General features: G+C 34.3%; 9 protein-coding genes and 2 pseudogenes. 7 read left to right on the forward strand and 4 right to left on the reverse strand.

Annotated elements, in window-relative coordinates; genetic code table 11:
- Nucleotides 1–905: pseudogene (locus TY19_RS10685) on the reverse strand (hypothetical protein); the annotation flags it as partial.
- A 215-nt stretch (nucleotides 906–1,120) separates the two neighbouring features.
- Here TY19_RS10685 and TY19_RS13100 point away from each other — a divergent pair.
- The 5 genes and pseudogenes from TY19_RS13100 to TY19_RS10705 form a co-directional block, all read left to right on the forward strand.
- A pseudogene (locus TY19_RS13100) lies at nucleotides 1,121–1,312 on the forward strand (IS1 family transposase); the annotation flags it as partial.
- 231 nt (nucleotides 1,313–1,543) lie between these two features.
- Complete coding sequence (locus tag TY19_RS10690) at nucleotides 1,544–1,978, forward strand: hypothetical protein (protein ID WP_148300678.1); 435 nt, start codon at nucleotides 1,544–1,546, stop codon at nucleotides 1,976–1,978.
- Between the two features lie 79 nt (nucleotides 1,979–2,057).
- A complete protein-coding gene (locus TY19_RS10695) occupies nucleotides 2,058–4,223 on the forward strand; it encodes a 6-hydroxymethylpterin diphosphokinase MptE-like protein (RefSeq protein WP_042282462.1) in 2,166 nt (721 codons plus the stop codon).
- Nucleotides 4,220–7,051, forward strand: coding sequence for a 6-hydroxymethylpterin diphosphokinase MptE-like protein (locus TY19_RS10700; RefSeq protein WP_042282464.1), 2,832 nt, complete (start codon nucleotides 4,220–4,222; stop codon nucleotides 7,049–7,051). The genes TY19_RS10695 and TY19_RS10700 overlap by 4 nt, the downstream gene beginning before the upstream one ends.
- A complete protein-coding gene (locus TY19_RS10705) occupies nucleotides 7,048–8,943 on the forward strand; it encodes a motility associated factor glycosyltransferase family protein (RefSeq protein ID WP_042282466.1) in 1,896 nt (631 codons plus the stop codon). Before TY19_RS10700 ends, TY19_RS10705 begins: the two co-directional genes overlap by 4 nt.
- On the opposite strand, the gene TY19_RS10710 is transcribed toward TY19_RS10705, so the two are convergent.
- Nucleotides 8,926–10,113: an acetate/propionate family kinase gene (locus TY19_RS10710; RefSeq protein ID WP_042282468.1), complete on the reverse strand. Its 1,188-nt coding sequence runs from the start codon at nucleotides 10,111–10,113 to the stop codon at nucleotides 8,926–8,928. The genes TY19_RS10705 and TY19_RS10710 overlap by 18 nt on opposite strands.
- 218 nt (nucleotides 10,114–10,331) lie before the next feature.
- On the opposite strand from TY19_RS10710, the gene TY19_RS10715 reads away from it, so the two are divergent.
- Nucleotides 10,332–13,697: a RasGEF domain-containing protein gene (locus TY19_RS10715; RefSeq protein WP_042282471.1), complete on the forward strand. Its 3,366-nt coding sequence runs from the start codon at nucleotides 10,332–10,334 to the stop codon at nucleotides 13,695–13,697.
- Between the two features lie 180 nt (nucleotides 13,698–13,877).
- Here TY19_RS10715 and TY19_RS10720 read toward each other — a convergent pair whose 3' ends face one another.
- Nucleotides 13,878–15,203 carry a sigma-54-dependent transcriptional regulator gene (locus tag TY19_RS10720; RefSeq protein WP_042282473.1) on the reverse strand — a complete coding sequence of 442 codons (1,326 nt, stop codon included), beginning with the start codon at nucleotides 15,201–15,203 and terminating at the stop codon, nucleotides 13,878–13,880.
- Between the two features lie 24 nt (nucleotides 15,204–15,227).
- Nucleotides 15,228–16,502, reverse strand: a complete 1,275-nt coding sequence (locus TY19_RS10725; RefSeq protein ID WP_052354919.1) for a two-component system sensor histidine kinase NtrB — start codon at nucleotides 16,500–16,502, stop codon at nucleotides 15,228–15,230.
- Nucleotides 16,503–17,259: 757 nt separating this feature from the next.
- Here TY19_RS10725 and rpsD point away from each other — a divergent pair.
- On the forward strand, nucleotides 17,260–17,880 hold the full coding sequence (gene rpsD, locus TY19_RS10730) for a 30S ribosomal protein S4 (RefSeq protein WP_039359831.1): 621 nt from the start codon (nucleotides 17,260–17,262) through the stop codon (nucleotides 17,878–17,880).
- Nucleotides 17,881–17,892: the final 12 nt, after the last annotated feature.

A 17,892-nucleotide genomic window follows, 5' to 3' on the forward strand; every position in this document is an offset into this window, starting at 1 on the left:
GCTTTAATGGTTTTTTGAAGCCCTTCTTTAGAGACATTTAGCTCAAGGAGCCTTTCTTTAAAAGGAAGAGGAATTTCTCTTTGGTTTTCACGCAATGCGCGTACTGCTTTCACTAAAGACTCTTTAAGCGTATAAAGATAGGTATCATTCACTTCGGCAAATAAAGAGTGATGACAAGCTTCTGTGCCTGTTTGTTCTGAGCCAATATAAAATTGTTTTTTGGCTGGTAGCCAATCAATTTGACATTCCAACCCAGAGTAAGCTATGCCCATGTGAAGAAAAAGAAGCAGCCGCGCTTGCGCATGCATGTCAATTAATTTTGCAGGGGGATTTCCATTTTTATCTCCCCGATTGTTATAGGCATCCATTTCAGCAATGAATTGACCAAGCTTCAAAGAAAGGGGTTTATCAATTTGGAAAAAGGGTTCTACAGCTTTTGCAATAAATTCTTTTGCATTGATATAAATTTCTCTATTGCTCTCTAAACCAAAGGAAGAACGTTTTTCAAGTTTAGGTGGGTTTATTTTATCATCTGCTTTAGATTTTGTTCCCCTAGAAGGCATTGCAGCTGGAAAAGTTTCTTGATAAACTTTACTCTCTTTTTCAGTGCTTTTTCTTGTCGGCAAACTTCTGCTGCTATCCAAAGAACTGGTATCCTCGGCTTCTAAAGCCTCTTCTTCTTCTTTTGTTCGCCTAGGCAATTTATGAGGGGGAGATGAGTCGGGAGTAGATAAACTTTGCATGGCGGCCTGAGCCGTTTCCTCAGTTTTTTGATGGATATCCTCGCCTATTTTTTCCTTTCCTTTTTGTTTTCTTTTTTTTCCTTCTGCAGCTTGCAATGCAGGTTGTTGGATATTTTGTCCTTGAGATGGATGACTTGGAAAAGGTCCGGTTGGATTGGTCATAGCTAAATCCCCCTTTTTTCCTCCTACAGTGCAATTTACATGCCAATCCAAACTGAAGATGAAAAAGTTGGTTTTTAATAGCGGAAAAATGAGCGTGATCTGGGAATGCAATAAAAGATCAAAAGCCAGCGAATTCTCTATGAAAACATCTAGGTAAAAGAAATAAATAGCCGTTTTTGGCCTGCTTAAATTTGCAAAACTAACCAAATCATTAAAAAGCTCTCTATTTCACGGATAGATTTAATGTCTATGATAAAACCATTCTTTGGAGTCAACATCAACGAGTTAGCAAGCAATCTGGTCAGACAAGCGACGTAGAAAGATTTAATTGTACTCTTAAGACAAAGATATGCAAGGCTTGTAAGGAAAATACTTTCATTTTCTAAAAACTAACCAATCCCATTTAGTTAATAAAATATTTTATTTGCGATTACAATAGACAATTGAGAGCCTTACCTATTTAGCACTATCTAATTTTTTAATACAAATTCATACGATTAAACCTCATTCACTTTTCCTCGATTTTTAACCATATGATTAAACTCTCTCTATTTCAGAAAATTTAAACTTGGAATCTTTTAATGCTTTCGTTATTTAGAAATAATAGAACAAAAGTAGAAAATCATGGAGGAAAGAAGATGAAAGATAAAAATCCAATAGAACCCTTGCTTTCGCAAATTACAGAGATTCTGCATAAAATTCAAAATCATGAGGGCTCCATTTCCAATAATTTAACACCTCAAATTATAGAGGAAATCGAAAGACTAGAAAATGCAATTGCTCTTTTTAATGATGTAAATCAAAAGACTTTTCAAGATGCAAATATTGACGTTGAAAACTTAAAAATAGATTCCAGCCGCTCTCAGATGATTAGTGATAAAGATAAGCGTGTATTAAAGCAAGCGCAAGAAATCGAGAAAGATGCGAAAAAACTGCAGTTCGCCTTTTCAAAAATCATGGAAAGAGGACAAAAAGTTTCTGTTAAAAAAGAAGATCCGCTTAAACAAAAAATCAAAGAACGGCGTAAACGATTTAAACCCTTAGGTGGCGATAAAAATTGGATCCCTATGTAATAACAATTTTGATTGAGAAAATTTGCAAGGCATTCGTTTTTTTGTTAAATGATATTTAAATCCCTTTAAAGGAAAAAGAATGTCTGATCCAAATCTATTCAATCAAAATCTTTCCCTTTTAGCCCTGATCAATCCTCTTTTAGCTGTGAAACTCCAGTCCCTGCCTAATCTTCCCTCTTCCGCAACGAAACAGGAGGATGTTAACATTTTTATTCATAAGGAAAATGAAGCTTTAGAACAAACCTCTATCTGGATTCGAGAATTAGAAGTTGAAAATTGTGATGTTCTCTATATTTATGGACTAGGGCTTGGATATGCTTATGATGTTTTACAACCTTGGTTAAAAACTAACAGACATCGTTATTTAGTGTTTTTAGAAGATGAACCTGCAGTCATCCATTATTTTTTACAAACAGAAAAGTCTTCTGTTTTATTAAAAGATCCTCAGGTAGATATTATAGACATTTCCGAAGCTCAGCACGACCGCACAGTTATCCGCTCAATAACAGAAGACCATATTCTTCGTTCCTTTGCCATCACAGCGCTCCCTTCTTATTCGACTCATAAAGCCAATTTTTTTGCTACAATCAAAGATTTGATTGAATTTGAATCTGCTGAATTAAATATTCGCTATCAAGAATTGGCTCAATTTGGAATAGTTTTTTTTAATAATTTTTACCGCAACCTTTTCCAACTTCCCCAAGCTTACTTAGCAGACAATTTAGCCGGCAAATTCAAAGATATTCCAGCTATTATTTGTGGAGCTGGGCCTTCTTTAAACAAACAAGCTCCACTCTTAAAAAATTTATACGACAAAGCTGTTTTATTTGCTCCAGGCAGTGCTCTCAATATCTTAAGTCATCAAGGTGTTTGGCCACATTTTGGAGTTAATATTGATCCTACCCCTGAAACTTTTCATCGTCAGGTGATGAATAAAGCCTTTGAAACCCCTATTTTTTATCGTCATCGCTTGTATTATGAAGCTTTAACTGCCATTCATGCCCCTCGACTATTTTTATCAGGAGCCGTTTATTATTCAGTCGCTAAATGGTTTGAAGAACAATTTAATCTTCCTTCTTTACAACTCGAAGGAGGGTATAATGTTGTTCATACAGCTTTAGAAATTGCTCACTTTTTGGGATGTAATCCGATTATTTTTGTCGGATTAGATCTTTCCTATCAAGAAGGAGAGCATTATGCATCTGGCGTGGAAAGGCACCCACTTTTTCCTCAAAAAGCCGATCAAAAAACGCATTTAGGTCAACCTTTACAAGTTAAAAATAAGAAAGGAGAACAGGTCTGGAGTTATTGGCCTTGGATCGCTGAAGCTCAATGGATTGATCTTTATCAGCGTTCTCATCCCGATTTAAAAATTTTCAATGCCTCGGAAGAAGGAATTGGGCTTTTTTCTATTCCTAATCTTTCTTTAGAAGAACTCACTCAATCTCATTTGTCTCACTCTTTCGATATAAACGAAATGGTTCATCATAGGGTTCAAGAAGCTGGAAAAATTTCGGTTAGTCATTTGCACGTAAAAGAAGTAATAAAAACTTTTTATCTCAGCCTCAAAAATTGTGAAAATACTCTTCAGGATATATTAAATACCTCAAAAGAAAATGGGATGATATTTCCGGACAAATTGAAGCAAGAGCCTGGCTTCAATTATCTGTTAAACCAATTTGATGATTTTTTTATGGCATTTATTCAGAAAGATTTACGAAATTTAAATCGCATATCGAATGATTTAAAAATGATTAAAGAACGTGAACTAACAGAGGAACGATATCGTTTTCTTTGGCAAACGTGCAAGGTTAATCTAACAATTATTGAAAACACATTAAAAGAAAATTCACCGGCAAATCAAACGCTACCCGTTCAACATTTTCCCCTTTTTTCGAACTCTGACAGACAATCAACCTATTATGCATCCGGAAATGTTTATTCTACTTCATCCAGTCTTGGTAGACCATTTGAAGGAACTCATTATTACTTTTACGAGGATGGAACTTTAAAAAGTGAAATTAATTATCAAAAAAATATTTTGAATGGCATGGTCAAACTGTATTACCCTCATGGCCAAATAAAAAGAGAACTTTATTTTTCGAATGGTCAGCGAGAAGGAGTAGAAAAAAGTTGGTATGAAAATGGCCAACTATTTACAGAAGTGATATATCATCAGAATTTACCTAAACAGGCCAGATGTTGGTTTCCAGACGGAACGATTGCAAAGGACGTGATCTTATGACAATTTTGCCTTTTAATTCAGATAACTATGATAAAAATTTTGAGTTATTCTCTTCTCGTGATCCATTGGCAGCTTATCAACTAGAAGGGATTTTACAACAAGAGGAATTTACACCTTGTAAAACCACTAAAGGGGAGCCTAATTTATTTAAAAGAAAATTTGGAATAGATGATTATTTGCATGCGCAAACAGGAGCATTAGAAGAAGCGTCTACCTCAATTTCACCCGAGCTTTTAGAAAAAGGAGAAATTCTATATATTTATGGATTAGGACTAGGATATTTCTATGAGGTATTACAGCCCTGGCTTTTGCAAAATCCCCAAAGACATGTGATCTTTTTAGAAGATAATCTTGAAATCATTTACTATTTTTTATTCACTAACACTGCCTCTTCGTTACTTCAAAATTCTCAAGTTACTCTTTTTTATTTTCGTAACTATCAATCTGACTATGAAAGCTTCTGTAAACTTAACAGTGCTTTTATCAATAGACCTATTGAATTTCTGACGCTTCCTTACTATGCATTACGTAAAGAAATGGAAGCTTTAGCTTTGTGCTATGTTATCCTACATGACCATAAGATTTTAGAAGCTTTACACAATGAATATTTATCTGGTCAAAAGGGGTTTTTAACAAATTTTTACCAAAATATTTTTCATCTTCCCCAATCTCATTTTGCCACAAATCTTTTTGATCGATTTAAAAATATCCCAGCTATCATTTGTGGAGCTGGACCCTCTCTAGAAAAAAACATCCATAAACTCAAAGATCTAGGACAAAATGCATTAATTTTTGCGGGAGGTTCCTCTTTAAATGTGCTCAACCATGCAGGCATACAACCACATTTTGGTTTAGGATTAGATCCAAACCCTGAACAAACCCATCGCTTATTAACTAACCATACTTTTCACATTCCTTTTCTTTATCGTTTACGAATTTCACATGCTGCTTTTCAGCTCATGCAAGGGCCTAAAATCTATGTTTCAGGATCAACAAATCAACTGGCATCTTGGTTTGAAAAAGAGTTAGATATCGCAGGACCACAATTAGATGAAGGACACAATGTCGTTAATCTATGCACAGAAATTGCTTATAAGATGGGCTGTAACCCTATTATTTATGTTGGAATGGACCTTGCATACACCGAAATACAACCCTATGCAAAAGGCATTTCTACTCATCCCCTCTGGATCGATATCAGCCAACCTTATCAAACAGGTGATCAAAAAGCTGTATTAAGAACTGATATTTTTAATCAGTGGATTAAAACTAAATGGGAATGGATAGCAGAAGCTAATTGGTTAGGTCAATTTGCAAAACATCACTCTGATATACAAATGATTAACGCGACTGAAGGTGGCTTAGGTTTTCCTTCAGTTCCTAATCTTTCTCTAGAGGAAGTTTCCAACCTGTATTTGACTAAATCTTATGATATTTTAAATTGGGTTCATGCCGGAATCCAAAACCAACCACCCAAAATCACAAAACCCATTCTTTTAAACTTAATCAATCAACTCAAAAATAGTTTAGACAGATGTTTAGAAGATTATCGTTCAATAATAAAAACTAAACAAACGGTTCAAATTTTTGCTTCTTCGACTACCAATTTTTTTGATACACAAACGATTATAACAGACAGCAGCATCAAAACAGAAATTGGATATCGACACTTCTTAGATATGTTTGACATGGCTTATCAATATCTCCAAAAATCACATCAGCTGATTCACGCCAAAAAAAGTAATGAGTTTCAAGAAACCTTAGAACGTTTTTGTTTTTTAGAAGAGGTACTCTCGCAGAACATCCAGTTAATGAACGAAGGAATTCAAAAGTTTATTTTTTCTCCTCCTCCAATTGCCCTTGCTTATCAAAAAAGAGCTTTTTCTCATTCAATGGGGGAAATATACCGATTCGAAGATGGCCATTTGGAAATTCAAGATCCCGAATTAGGCATTTGTATTCAAGAAACGTTTCATCCGAATCTAAACACAGATCGTCTCACGGCTTTTTTCCCAAATGGACAATTGCAATATGAAATGTTTTATGATCAGCAATTGCTTCACGGGCCTTCTCGTTTCTATCAAGAAAATGGCCAGTTATTAGCTGAAAGCTGGTTTATCAAGGGAAAACGGATAGGAAAAACAATTCAATACTTTAATCAAGGCAATCTTTATAGCGTTGGCCGCTATAAAGAAGGATTACTGCATGGAAAACAAGAGTATTTTTATGCTAACGGATCTCCTCACATTGTGACTCACTATTTCAATGGATTATTAAATGGAGAAGTTTTTGTTTATACACAAGATAGTAAAATCATTAGAGAATTGCATTACCTAAGCGGAAAACGGCATGGTGTTGAAAAGATGTGGGATCAAACTGGTCAACAAATTTTAGAATGTCATTATCAAGAAGGAGTCCCTACTGGCAAAGCGATCCAATGGAACCTCAAAGGAGAAAAAAGGAAAGAAGTGATGATTTATCATTTCCCTGATGATTTCGATCTAAAGGTTTGGGATGAGCAGGGACAATGTATCAAATCCTATGAACGTGGCATCGAAAATTTTTCTTATATCTACGAACAAACACAAAAAAAAGCCGATAATTTAGAAGAGACACTAAAAAATATACTTCAACAAATGGATCCCATTGTTGAACAACATTTAACTCAATCTAAAGATGTTGATTTAAAACTAGCAGAAGATTTTGCCGGACTAAAAGACGCTTTAAAAGGAATGCAAAACCTCAAAGAATTACTCACAGAAACCATGAAAGAGAATCTCAAACATGCTGAAGAACTTAAGAAAAATAAAGAGAAGAAACCTTCATGAATGATAAAAGATTTGAAGATAACTTAGAACAGTTACAAAAAAAAGATGCCAAACTTGCTTATCAACTACTGACAGCACAGGCAGATGATCTCTTATTTGTAAAAACGAATCAAAATGAAAACAATTTAAAGCGTATATACGAAGGGACTACTTATTTTTATCACTCTTCGCAATCTGCTCAAATAGAAGCTAAAAACTGGTTTGACCATTTAAGCCCTCAACATATTTCCATTTTATTTGTTTATGGAATTGGTTTGGGATACTATTACTTAGCAGCATTAGATTGGTTAAAACAAGATGAGAGACGCCGTTTAGTTTTTTTAGAAGAAGACCTAGGCGTTCTTTGTCGTTTGTTTGAAACGGAAATGGGAACAAAGCTTCTCTCTGATGCTCAAGTTCAAATTGTTTATCTCGAAAATGGTTTTGAAGATAAAACGTTGCTAAATGAGTTATCTTGGAAATATTTAAACGATACTTTTGCTATTTCAGCTTTGAAACTTTATCTAGAAGTTAATGCAGAAGGCTTTTCTAAACTTAAACATCTCTTATCTTATCATCTCAATCAAAAAAAAGCTTTTGTAGAAGAGTATTTACAATATGGAATTGCCTTTTTCCGCAATTTCTATCCTAATTTGCTCATGCTTCCAAAGTCTTATTTTGGCAATGCCCTTTTTGGACAATTTAAACATACTCCAGCCATTATTTGTGGAGCCGGTCCTTCCTTAAATAAAAACTTAGAACAACTAAAAAATCTTAAAGATAGAGCGCTTATTTTTGCTGGTAGTTCTGCTTTAAATGCTTTAATTCCCGAAGGAATTATTCCACACTTTGGTGTGGCAGTAGATCCCAATCAAGCACAACTTCCAAGAGTGGCAGCTGCCAAGCCTCATCAAATTCCTTTTTTTTACCGCCAAAGATTATTTCATAAAGCTCTTGAGGTAATTTCTGGCCCTAAACTTTACCTGTCTGGGACAGGAGGATATGATATTTCAAAATGGTTTGAAGAACAATTAAACTTAAAAGGTGAAGAATTAGATGAAGGACACAATGTCGTCAATTTAAGTTTAGAAATTGCTCACGCCTTAGGATGTAATCCGATTATTTTGGTAGGTGTCGACCTCGCATTTACCGACGAAACTTATTATGCCAAAGGGGTCATTGAAGATTTAAAACTGACTGATGATGACTTTAAAACTGCTAATGACTTTGAATCCGAGCTTCTTTTACGAGAAGACATTCATGGCAAACCCACTCGAACACTTTGGAAATGGATTTCAGAATCAGAGTGGATTACTGAATTTGCAGAAAAACACCCTGAATTAACTTTAATTAATGCCACAGAAGGGGGAATCGGATTTAAAAATATTCTTAATAAAACTTTGCTAGAGGTAACCGAAAAATTTTTAAATCAACCTCAATTTATTGATGAGAAAGTTGCGATAGAAGTTGTCAAAAATCCGCTTTCTTCTATCACTCAAAATCAAATTCTAGAATTATTAAAGGTTCTACAGGCAAGTTTAGATCGTTGTATTAGCTTATTTACTCAATTAATCGAAACTAGCAGTCATTTATTAAAACAAATTGAAAATGGTTTTTCTTCTCCAGAAATCATTCAAACACCCAAAACTTCTCTTTTAGAAACTGACATTGAAGAAGAAATTAGCTATCAATATCTGTTAGATACTTTTAATCAAGTTTACTTGCGTGTGCACCATCGAACAATTTTAGAATTGCAAGAGCAAAAAAAGGATAGCAATATAAAAGAACAATCTCTTCAAAAAATTTCTCTTCAAATCAATCGTCTTACATTTCTTCAAAATGTTGCTAGGGTGAATCGAGAACTTATTCAACGTTCAATTTCTGAATTTTTAGCCTCAAGTCAAATACTCTAAGCAAGATTTAGCAATCATCCATTCTTCTTGTGTATGAATGACGAAAACTTTGACAGGTGAATCATGCAAACTAATTTCTCTATCCTGATTCCCCCCTTGATTTTTTTGCAAATCCAGTTGAATGCCAAGATAAGCTAATTCTTCACAAGTTTTTTTTCGAAGATAACTATCATTTTCTCCAATTCCACCTGTAAAACACAAAGCATCAATTCCTCCAAGAGAAGCTGTCATAGCTCCTATTCCAGTTTTTAAACGATAAATATACATATCTAGAGCCAGCTGTGACTGCTTATTTTTAAAAGCATGAATCTCTCTCATATCAGAAGTTCCCCCAATTCCTTTTAATCCCGATTCAAAATTTAAAAGATGATCGAGTTCTTCTAAGGAAAGATTTTTATTTCTCAAACAGTAAATCAAAATGCCGGGATCAATAGAACCTGATCGAGTTCCCATCATCAAACCTTCCATCGGAGTAAATCCCATGGTTGTATCTATGCTGAACCCATCTCGTATCGCACAAAGAGATGCTCCATTTCCTAAATGACAATTAATAAGCTTAAAAGGAGTTTCTTGAGGTTTTATCCATTTTTTTATTTGTTTTGCACAGTAAGAATGACTTATTCCATGAAAACCATAACGTTCAATCCCCTTTTCCTTCCATTCATAAGGAATAGGATAGGTTTTAATCTCTTCACGCATTGTCCGGTGAAAAGCAGTATCAAAAACGGCAAAATGAGGAATCGAGGGAAATATTTTTTCTAATAGTTCAATCCCTTCTAAATTGATAGGATTATGTAAAGGGGCTAAAGAACTTAAATTGCTAATGTCTTTTTTTACCGATGCATTGATCAAAACAGGTTGATGAAATAAAGAACCTCCATGAACAATGCGATGCCCAATCCATTCAATCTCATGCACTCCTTTAATGACAGCAAAATCTCCTATCCACAACTTTTCTATCACTTCTTGGATCCCTTGTTTAACTGAAGTTGTTTGCAAATAAATGGGATTGGACTCTTGGCTTCCGTTTTTCAAAGTATAGCTAGGATTTTTTTTTCCCCATTCTATATGAGCTTTCCATAAAGCTGATCCGGCATTTTCAATTTTGTCACTAAAAAGCGAAAGTTTATGCGAGCTTGAACCTGCATTCATCACCAGTACCTTCGGCATGCTGACTCCTAAATTTGGAAAAAATAAAACTCTAAATTCAAGCTATCAGGAAATTTATTTTTGTAAAGAGCCTGTTTTGGCATTCTTTTTTCATCTATTCAATTAATTTTATTAATATATTTATTATTAAAACTAATTTAATTAATTTAATAATAAAAAATAAATTATATAATTAAATTTAATTAAATTAGTTAATTATTAGTTTTTTAGGGGGATAAATGAATAATGACATGAATCCTACTCATCAAGTACAAATTCCAACCTTGTCAAACATTGAAAAAAATCTCCTAGTTCAGCATAGAATCTCGATTAAAACTTCTGAATCTACTCCAAACACAGGAATTATTTCTTTTGGAGAAAAAACATTTTATGTCCGATTAGCTAATCCCAACCTCTCCCTTCAATCCACAGATTTGGAACATTTGTCTGGCAAAGTGGCTATTATGTTACTAAATAAACAACTCCTAAATGGTGAATTTGCAGGGGCTCGTATTAATCAAAAAGGAATTCAAAATTTAGAAGGACAACAAATTGCTACTTTTGCCAAGAAAAACGACCCTGCTCAAAAAATGTATGCGGAACTCTGCGATTATGTAAGTCAAAATGTCTTCAATCAAGCCTCAGCCAATCTCTCCGCCTCACGATCAGAAGAGGCTAAACCCACAAGTAAGTGGGTAAAAGCTTCTCCTAGTTCTAATACAAATAGAGACCGTTCAAAAGTAGAAGAGTCTTCTCCAAAAACGACAGTAAAAGAAATGAATTCTCACCAACAAGCATTTTTTGAAACAGTTCGACTGGCTTATAGTAAAATTAGTGATAACTTTGCTAAAGCTATTCAAAATCCGAATCAGGTAGAAGCTCGGCAGAGCATAGAAAACGAACTAAAATGGATCGATAAAAAATTAAAAGATATTGTAAATGCGCACAATTTTCCGGGTTTAGAGGGAAAAGGTGTTGAAAAAATAGCTGTCATGTGGGCTGAACAACTGGATTCTCTTAAAATTCAATTACAAGATCAACTCAAGACATATGAAAAGGCAACACCAAGTCAAATAGCTGACAAAAGCTTATATAGACAAAATTTTGATTCTTTAATAAGTGTCACAAATGAACTGAGTACCAAACAAAAATCACATAAACTTTCAATGAAAAATGGACATCCTCAACTAGTTGAAAGACAAATTGGCCTTAAAGTTCGAAAAGGGACAAGTGAAACTGCTCAAAAAACTGCCGAACAAGTGATCTCCCAATTAAAAATATGTTTAGATCAAAATCTTTTTTATCAAAACGATATTCCTCAACTAGAAAATTTAAAAGCGAATCTTCTCAATCAGCTTTATGTTTTAGATAAATCAGCAAAGTTTAAAAGTGAATTTGACGCCGTTTTCGCCCAAATTGAACAAGCTAAAGCATCTTTTCCACGCCAAGAGACTTATATTGAAAAGATAGAATCTGCTTTAGCTACCGAAGGTAAACCTTTAACAATGGAAACATTGGTTTCTTTCCTTCTTCAATTAGATCAAACTCAATTAAGGCAAGATTTTTTATTTGGAGCTGGATGGATGAATTTTATTAAAAAAGATGATGGAAGTAATATCGAAATACTCTCAAAGGCATTAATAGATGTATTTAAAAAGCATGCAGAACTTGAAAAGCAAGCCAAAACTGATGGAAATCCTTTATACGCTCTCAATTCACAAGTTGTTGAAGAAAAAAAAGTGGTTTTAGATTTTGCGGTTCAACTCGTCAAACGAGGGATAGTAAAAAAAGAAGCCTTTCAAGAGCTATTAGAACTTGCTCAAAAGGACACAAACCAAACACTATCAGGTAAATATGCTTTAGCTCTTAATTCTGTTCTGACAACTCCAAGTAATTCCCCAATTGATGTTGTCTCTCAAATGCAAGTTGCCAATCCTGCAATTAACCTTTCCGAGCAATTTTCTGCTTTGGCAAAAGGAAAAATGAGTTCAAAAGAAGAAGAACAATTCATTTCCGCATTCATGAGTGATTTAAATCATGCTTCTACTGCAATTTTTAAAGCAATTCAACCAGAAGAATTTCATGGACTCAAATGGAATAAAGGAACTGCTGAAGATAAACGAAATAATGCTCCAAATATAACAACAAATATTGCCTTTTTTAATCAAATAGCTAGATTTGTCGGTCAAGAGATTCTTATGAATCCTACTTATTCCTCAAAAGATCGCATGAGGGTTTATGAGGCCTTTGTCAAAATGGCAGATCGTTTTGCAAATGGCGACCCTAGAAACTATGAAATGACAACAGCAATCATGGCAGGATTAAATGCAGCTCCCGTCTTTAATACTATGCAAAAAGAGCCTATTTCAGATGAAATTAAAGCTACGCTAAACAAACTTCAAACCCTTTTATCAACAGATTTTAATTCTAAAGCGCTTAGAGATGCCTATAAAGGTCTTCAAAGTAAAGCAACTCCTTATATGCCAAAAACAGGAGTTTATCTAACTGACTTCACATTTCTTGACGAGGGTAATCCTGAGACAAAAAGTGATGGGATTTCATTAAACTTGAAGAAATTAAAACTTTTAGGAGAACAACAAAGAAGAATTGAAAATGAGGCTCAAGCTTTACCGTTAAATCAAAATCTCAATTTCAATATTATAGGACAAATTTTACAATCTAAATTACCTTCAGAAGATCAACTATATGCGAGGAAAGAGGAAATCCATCCTAGAACTAAAGCAGGCTCAATTTCTCAAGCAGATAAAAAGAAAACAAGTTCTGAACCCACTCCACAACAAATTGCTTCCTTTCTAGTCAATCATCAATCCGAATCCACATCTATCGCTTTAAAATCGTTTTTTAATACAAGAGGAAATATTTTAATTCTAAGAGATGGACATCTTTTTGCTGTTCCTAGTCAGGATTTGAAACTAAACAAATATATCCATAAACAAGAAATTTCCAACGCCCTACATGTTACAGCAGAAATCGTGTTTGAACTTGCTAAAAAAGGAGAAAATAATATCCCAGGTTCAACAGATGATCGATTAATTTTATTATTGAGCCGTTTAGCAGGAAGAGAACCAACAAAAACCATGATAGAAAATGACCCTAAACTTAAAGTGATGTTTGAAGCATTAGATAATTTTGCTGCCTTCCGAGATCAAATAGTCGAAAGACAGAAATGGTCTGATTTCTTTGAAACTCCAACTTTTTTAAATGCCTTTCAACAACTTAATCCTAATCATGAAATAGAAATTTACACGGAAAATAGCAAAATTAAAGCCAAAGATTATCAAAAAGAAGTTATTGATCATTATCGAAAAAATTATGCAAAATTTAAAGCCGATTTTGATCAGATCATGAAAGGTGATATCCATTCAGAATCAATTCGTGAACAACTTAACCAATTAGAAAAATTTGCTAAACTCAATCTCTATCCTTACGCAGAAATGATGAACGACTTAGCGAAAGAATTAATCAAAGACAATGCCATTCGAAACAATATTCAAATGGATAATACCGAAAAACAAGCGATAAAAGATGAATTTGTCAATGGTAAGTTAACTGAAATTGAAGCTCGCTTTAAAGCCTTTAAATAGCGGAGTACTGGAATTAGCCATTCGAAGAAGGAATAAAAATTTAAATCTGCCTTTCACACAGGCAATAGAGAAAGAAAAAAATAGAATTTCATTCCTCTCAGCCTTCTCTGTTTAGCTGTGTGGTAAAAATTAATTTGCCTGCAAACAAAATGTCTCGATTAAATCACCATTTTGCAGTGACTAGACAAGTTTGTATTCTTCAAGTTTATCTCGTAATACTTTAACGCTAATTCCTAGTGTTTCTGCTACTTTCGTTCTATTTTGATGCATTTGCAACGTTTCTACAATTAATTGTTTTTCTAGTTCTTGAATAGTTTTTCCTGCCATGACATTCACCCCAGGTCCCTCTAAATAAAGATGATCGCCTTGAATAATTTTGCCTGGATCCATGACAACCGATCGTTCAACAACATTAGCAAGTTCTCTAACATTTCCAGGCCAACGATAAGCGAGTAATTTTTTTTGTGCGCTCTCACTTAATTTTTTCTTCTCGGTATGATTTTCTTGGCAAATTTTCTCGATAAAATGCTCAGCTAACGGAATAATATCTTCTTTTCTTTCTCTTAAAGGTGGAAGATAAAGGGGAACAACATTTAAACGGTAGTAAAGGTCTTCTCGTAAATATTTGTTTGCAATAGCTTCTTTCACATCACGATTGGAGGTAGAAACCAAACGGACATCGACTTTAATAGGCTTTGCTCCCCCAACTCTTTCAAATTCTTGTTCTTGCGTTACACGAAGAAGCTTTGATTGCAAAACAAGAGGAATTTCAGTCACCTCGTCCAAGAGAAGCGTTCCTCCATTTGCTAACTCAAAGCGACCCAGCCTTTTATTAGCTGCTCCTGTAAAAGCTCCTTTTTCATGCCCAAAAAATTCTGATTCTACTAAGGTATCAGGCACTGCCGCACAGTTAACTTTAATAAATGGTTGATTAGCTCTTGGAGAACTATAATGAACGAGATGCGCAATCACCTCTTTTCCAGTTCCGGTTTCCCCATTAATAAAGACACTGGCATTACTTTTAGCAATTCTTTCAATATCTTTTAAAACTTGCTGCATCGCAGGACTTTCAGCAATTACATGACGAGAAGAGCTCACTCCAATTTGTTGCCGCAGGTATTGATTCTCTTCGACTAATACCACGTGTTGATTGGCCTTTTCAATATTAGCCATTAAACTTTCTAAAGAGAACGGTTTAATGATGTAATGAAAAGCTCCTAATTTCATCGCATCTACAGCATTTTCAATTGTTCCAAAAGCTGTCATCACAATAACCAGTGTTTGGGGAGATAGTTCTTTAATTTTTTGAAGAACATCAATACCATTCAATCCAGGCATTTTCATATCAGTGATAACCATATCAAAAGATTGCTCTTGGACAATTTTAATAGCCTTTTCCCCATTTTCTGCGGCAATGGCTTCAATTCCTTTTCGTTTCAGAGCTTCTGTAAGAAAGTTTCGCATAATCAATTCATCATCAACAATTAAAATTTTTTCAATGGTCATAATTTTGCCCTTACATTGAATGATTTATTGAACGACTTTTAAAGGAAGTTTGATGGTAAAAGAAGTTCCATTACCAACTTCAGATTTTACTTCAATTATTCCTTGATGCGCCTGAATAACTTTTTGAACCTCTGCCAGCCCTAAACCAGTTCCTGTTTCTTTGGTTGTAAAAAAGGGAGAAAAGATTTTATTTAAATTTTCTTTAGAAATTCCAATTCCTGTATCAGAAATAATGATGACGACTTCATCTTGCATTTTTTCTACCGAGACAGTAATTTTTCCGCCTTGCGGCATCGCTTGCATAGCATTAACCAACAAATTTAAAATTGCTGATTTTAATAAAGGAGGATCTATTGAAAGAACAAGATCTGGTAGATGAGTATTGAGATTGAATGAGAATGAAGCGTTCCAACTCACGTCAGCTTGTAAAAGAAGTCCGATTTCTTCTAGGTAAGTTTTCAAATTGACATGTTCAAAACGAGCTTGAAAGGGTCTTGTATATGTTAGAATGCTTGATACAAAATGATTTAGACTATCGGTTCCTTCGATAATATGATAAGCCATTTGTTGAAGTTCGGGTCGATCTGCTAAATCTTGCTGAAGAAGGGTGGCAAATCCTTTAATTCCCCCTAGAGGATTTCGAATTTCATGAGCTAAATGAGCCGCCATTTCCCCTAATTCTTTTAGACGACTGTATTGATTAGCCGCTTGTTGCAACCTTCTAACTTCTGTGATGTTACGAATTAAAATTAAAAGTCCTTGAACAGGAGGGGAAGAAGGTTGCCGATGATCTAATGGAAAAGAGTGCTCGCTCATCGAAACAAAAGTCGGTTCAATTTCTAATTCAACTTTTAAATCATTTTCTAAAGCTCGTGTCACAAAGCAAATGCGAGGACAAGTTTTTGTTTGTAAAACTTCCTGAATAGAAAATCCAAAGGCCATATCTTCAAAACAATCACTAAATGCATGAAAAAGAAGCCGACTGGCCTGCACTTTCAAAATTTCTTCCGTTTTTGTATTACAAGTCGTAATAATTCCATTAAGATCAACAAAAAGGATTCCTTGTGAGATGTGATTAAGAATTGTTTCTAAATAACGCGTGACAAAATCTAATTCTGCTAGCTTTCCTGAATGTTTCGTATGTGACTCTTGCAAACTTTTTTGAACACTTTTAAACTGTTCTTGCAAACTTTGATAAGCAAATTCTAATCGTTCCGTTTCCAAAGAAAATTGTTTAAAAGCCTGCCCCAGTCGCACATCTTCTTTTTCTTCCATTTTAAACTCTGATCGCTCTGCCATCTATTCTCACCGTTAAAAGGCCTTTACATAACGCAATATATAATCTACGCAATAGGCTATCTATAAAGCCAAAGTTCGGGTTATAAAACATTTCACTTCATTTTTCTACAGGATTAATAAAATTTATTTTTAAAAATCAAAAATAAGATCTAAGCCATGTGTTAAGCTGCCAATTTTATTCTGAAAGTTGAATAAACGTTATTAACTCTAACTTCTTCAACTTCAAATTATTCTATCCATATTTTTTCTAAACAAACAGATACTATGAAAAGCCGAAGCCACTGCTACTTTTGCAGCAAATTGAAAAATTAAGAATTGCATCACTATTTACAAAAACATTTAGAAAATTGACTTTATATACTTGATAAAAAGATTTTTTTACTTCCTCTTCTGCTCCTATATCCCTTATTTGCTATTTTTTCACCCAAAGATTTAAAAAATTATCTATAAAAGGTCAGCTCTATCCGTTTATTTTTTACGAACTCTTTTTTATCTTGTTAATTAACAAATCCATCAATTATTGAAATATATATAAAAAATAATTATTTTAAATGTAATTATATCTATATTTTAATTAATCATTTTAATTAACCACAACTAATTAATTTAATTAATAAAAAAAACATAAAAACTCTCTTATTTCTTAAAAAATTTGAAAATATTTAATTCTGATTGCAAAAAAATCATTTCTTTTGCCATAATTCGCACTTGCGATCATTAAAACCATCGGTCGCACTCGAAATCGTTAGGAGAACAAATGGCTCGTTATACAGGTAGCAAAAATCGTATTGCCCGACGTTATGGTGTTAATATATTTGGGCGCGCACGCAATCCTCTTCTACATAAGCCAAATCCACCAGGCGTACACGGTGCTCGCCGGCGTAAAAAGTCTGACTTTGGCCTTCAACTAGAAGAAAAACAAAAACTTAAAGCAATTTATGGAATGTTGAGTGAAAAGCAATTAGTGGCTTATTACAAAAAAGCTCTTCGCTTAGAAGGTAATACAGCTAGCCATTTTGCCGAAATGCTAGAATGCCGACTCGACAACCTTGTTTATCGTTTGAAATTTGGCCATACAATTTTTGCAGCTCAACAGCTCGTTGCTCACGGTCATATTCTTGTCGATGGAAAAAAAGTTGACCGCCGCTCTTTCCAAGTCAAACCTGGAATGGTGATTTCTGTTAAGGAAAAATCACGTAAAATCAAAATTATTGCAGAAGCATTAGATAATCCAGCACGCTCTGTTCCCGAATATCTTTCATCTGATAAAGAGCATTTTTCTGGACAGCTTCTTGCTAAACCAATACCTGAACAAATGCCTTGGCCGATTGAAATTAGCCTTCCAGTTATTTGTGACTTCTTAGCCCATTCGACCTAAGAAACGCAATTA

Origin of the sequence: Candidatus Protochlamydia sp. R18 (assembly GCF_000648255.1) — a bacterium.
Classification (GTDB): Bacteria; Chlamydiota; Chlamydiia; order Chlamydiales; family Parachlamydiaceae; genus Protochlamydia; species Protochlamydia amoebophila.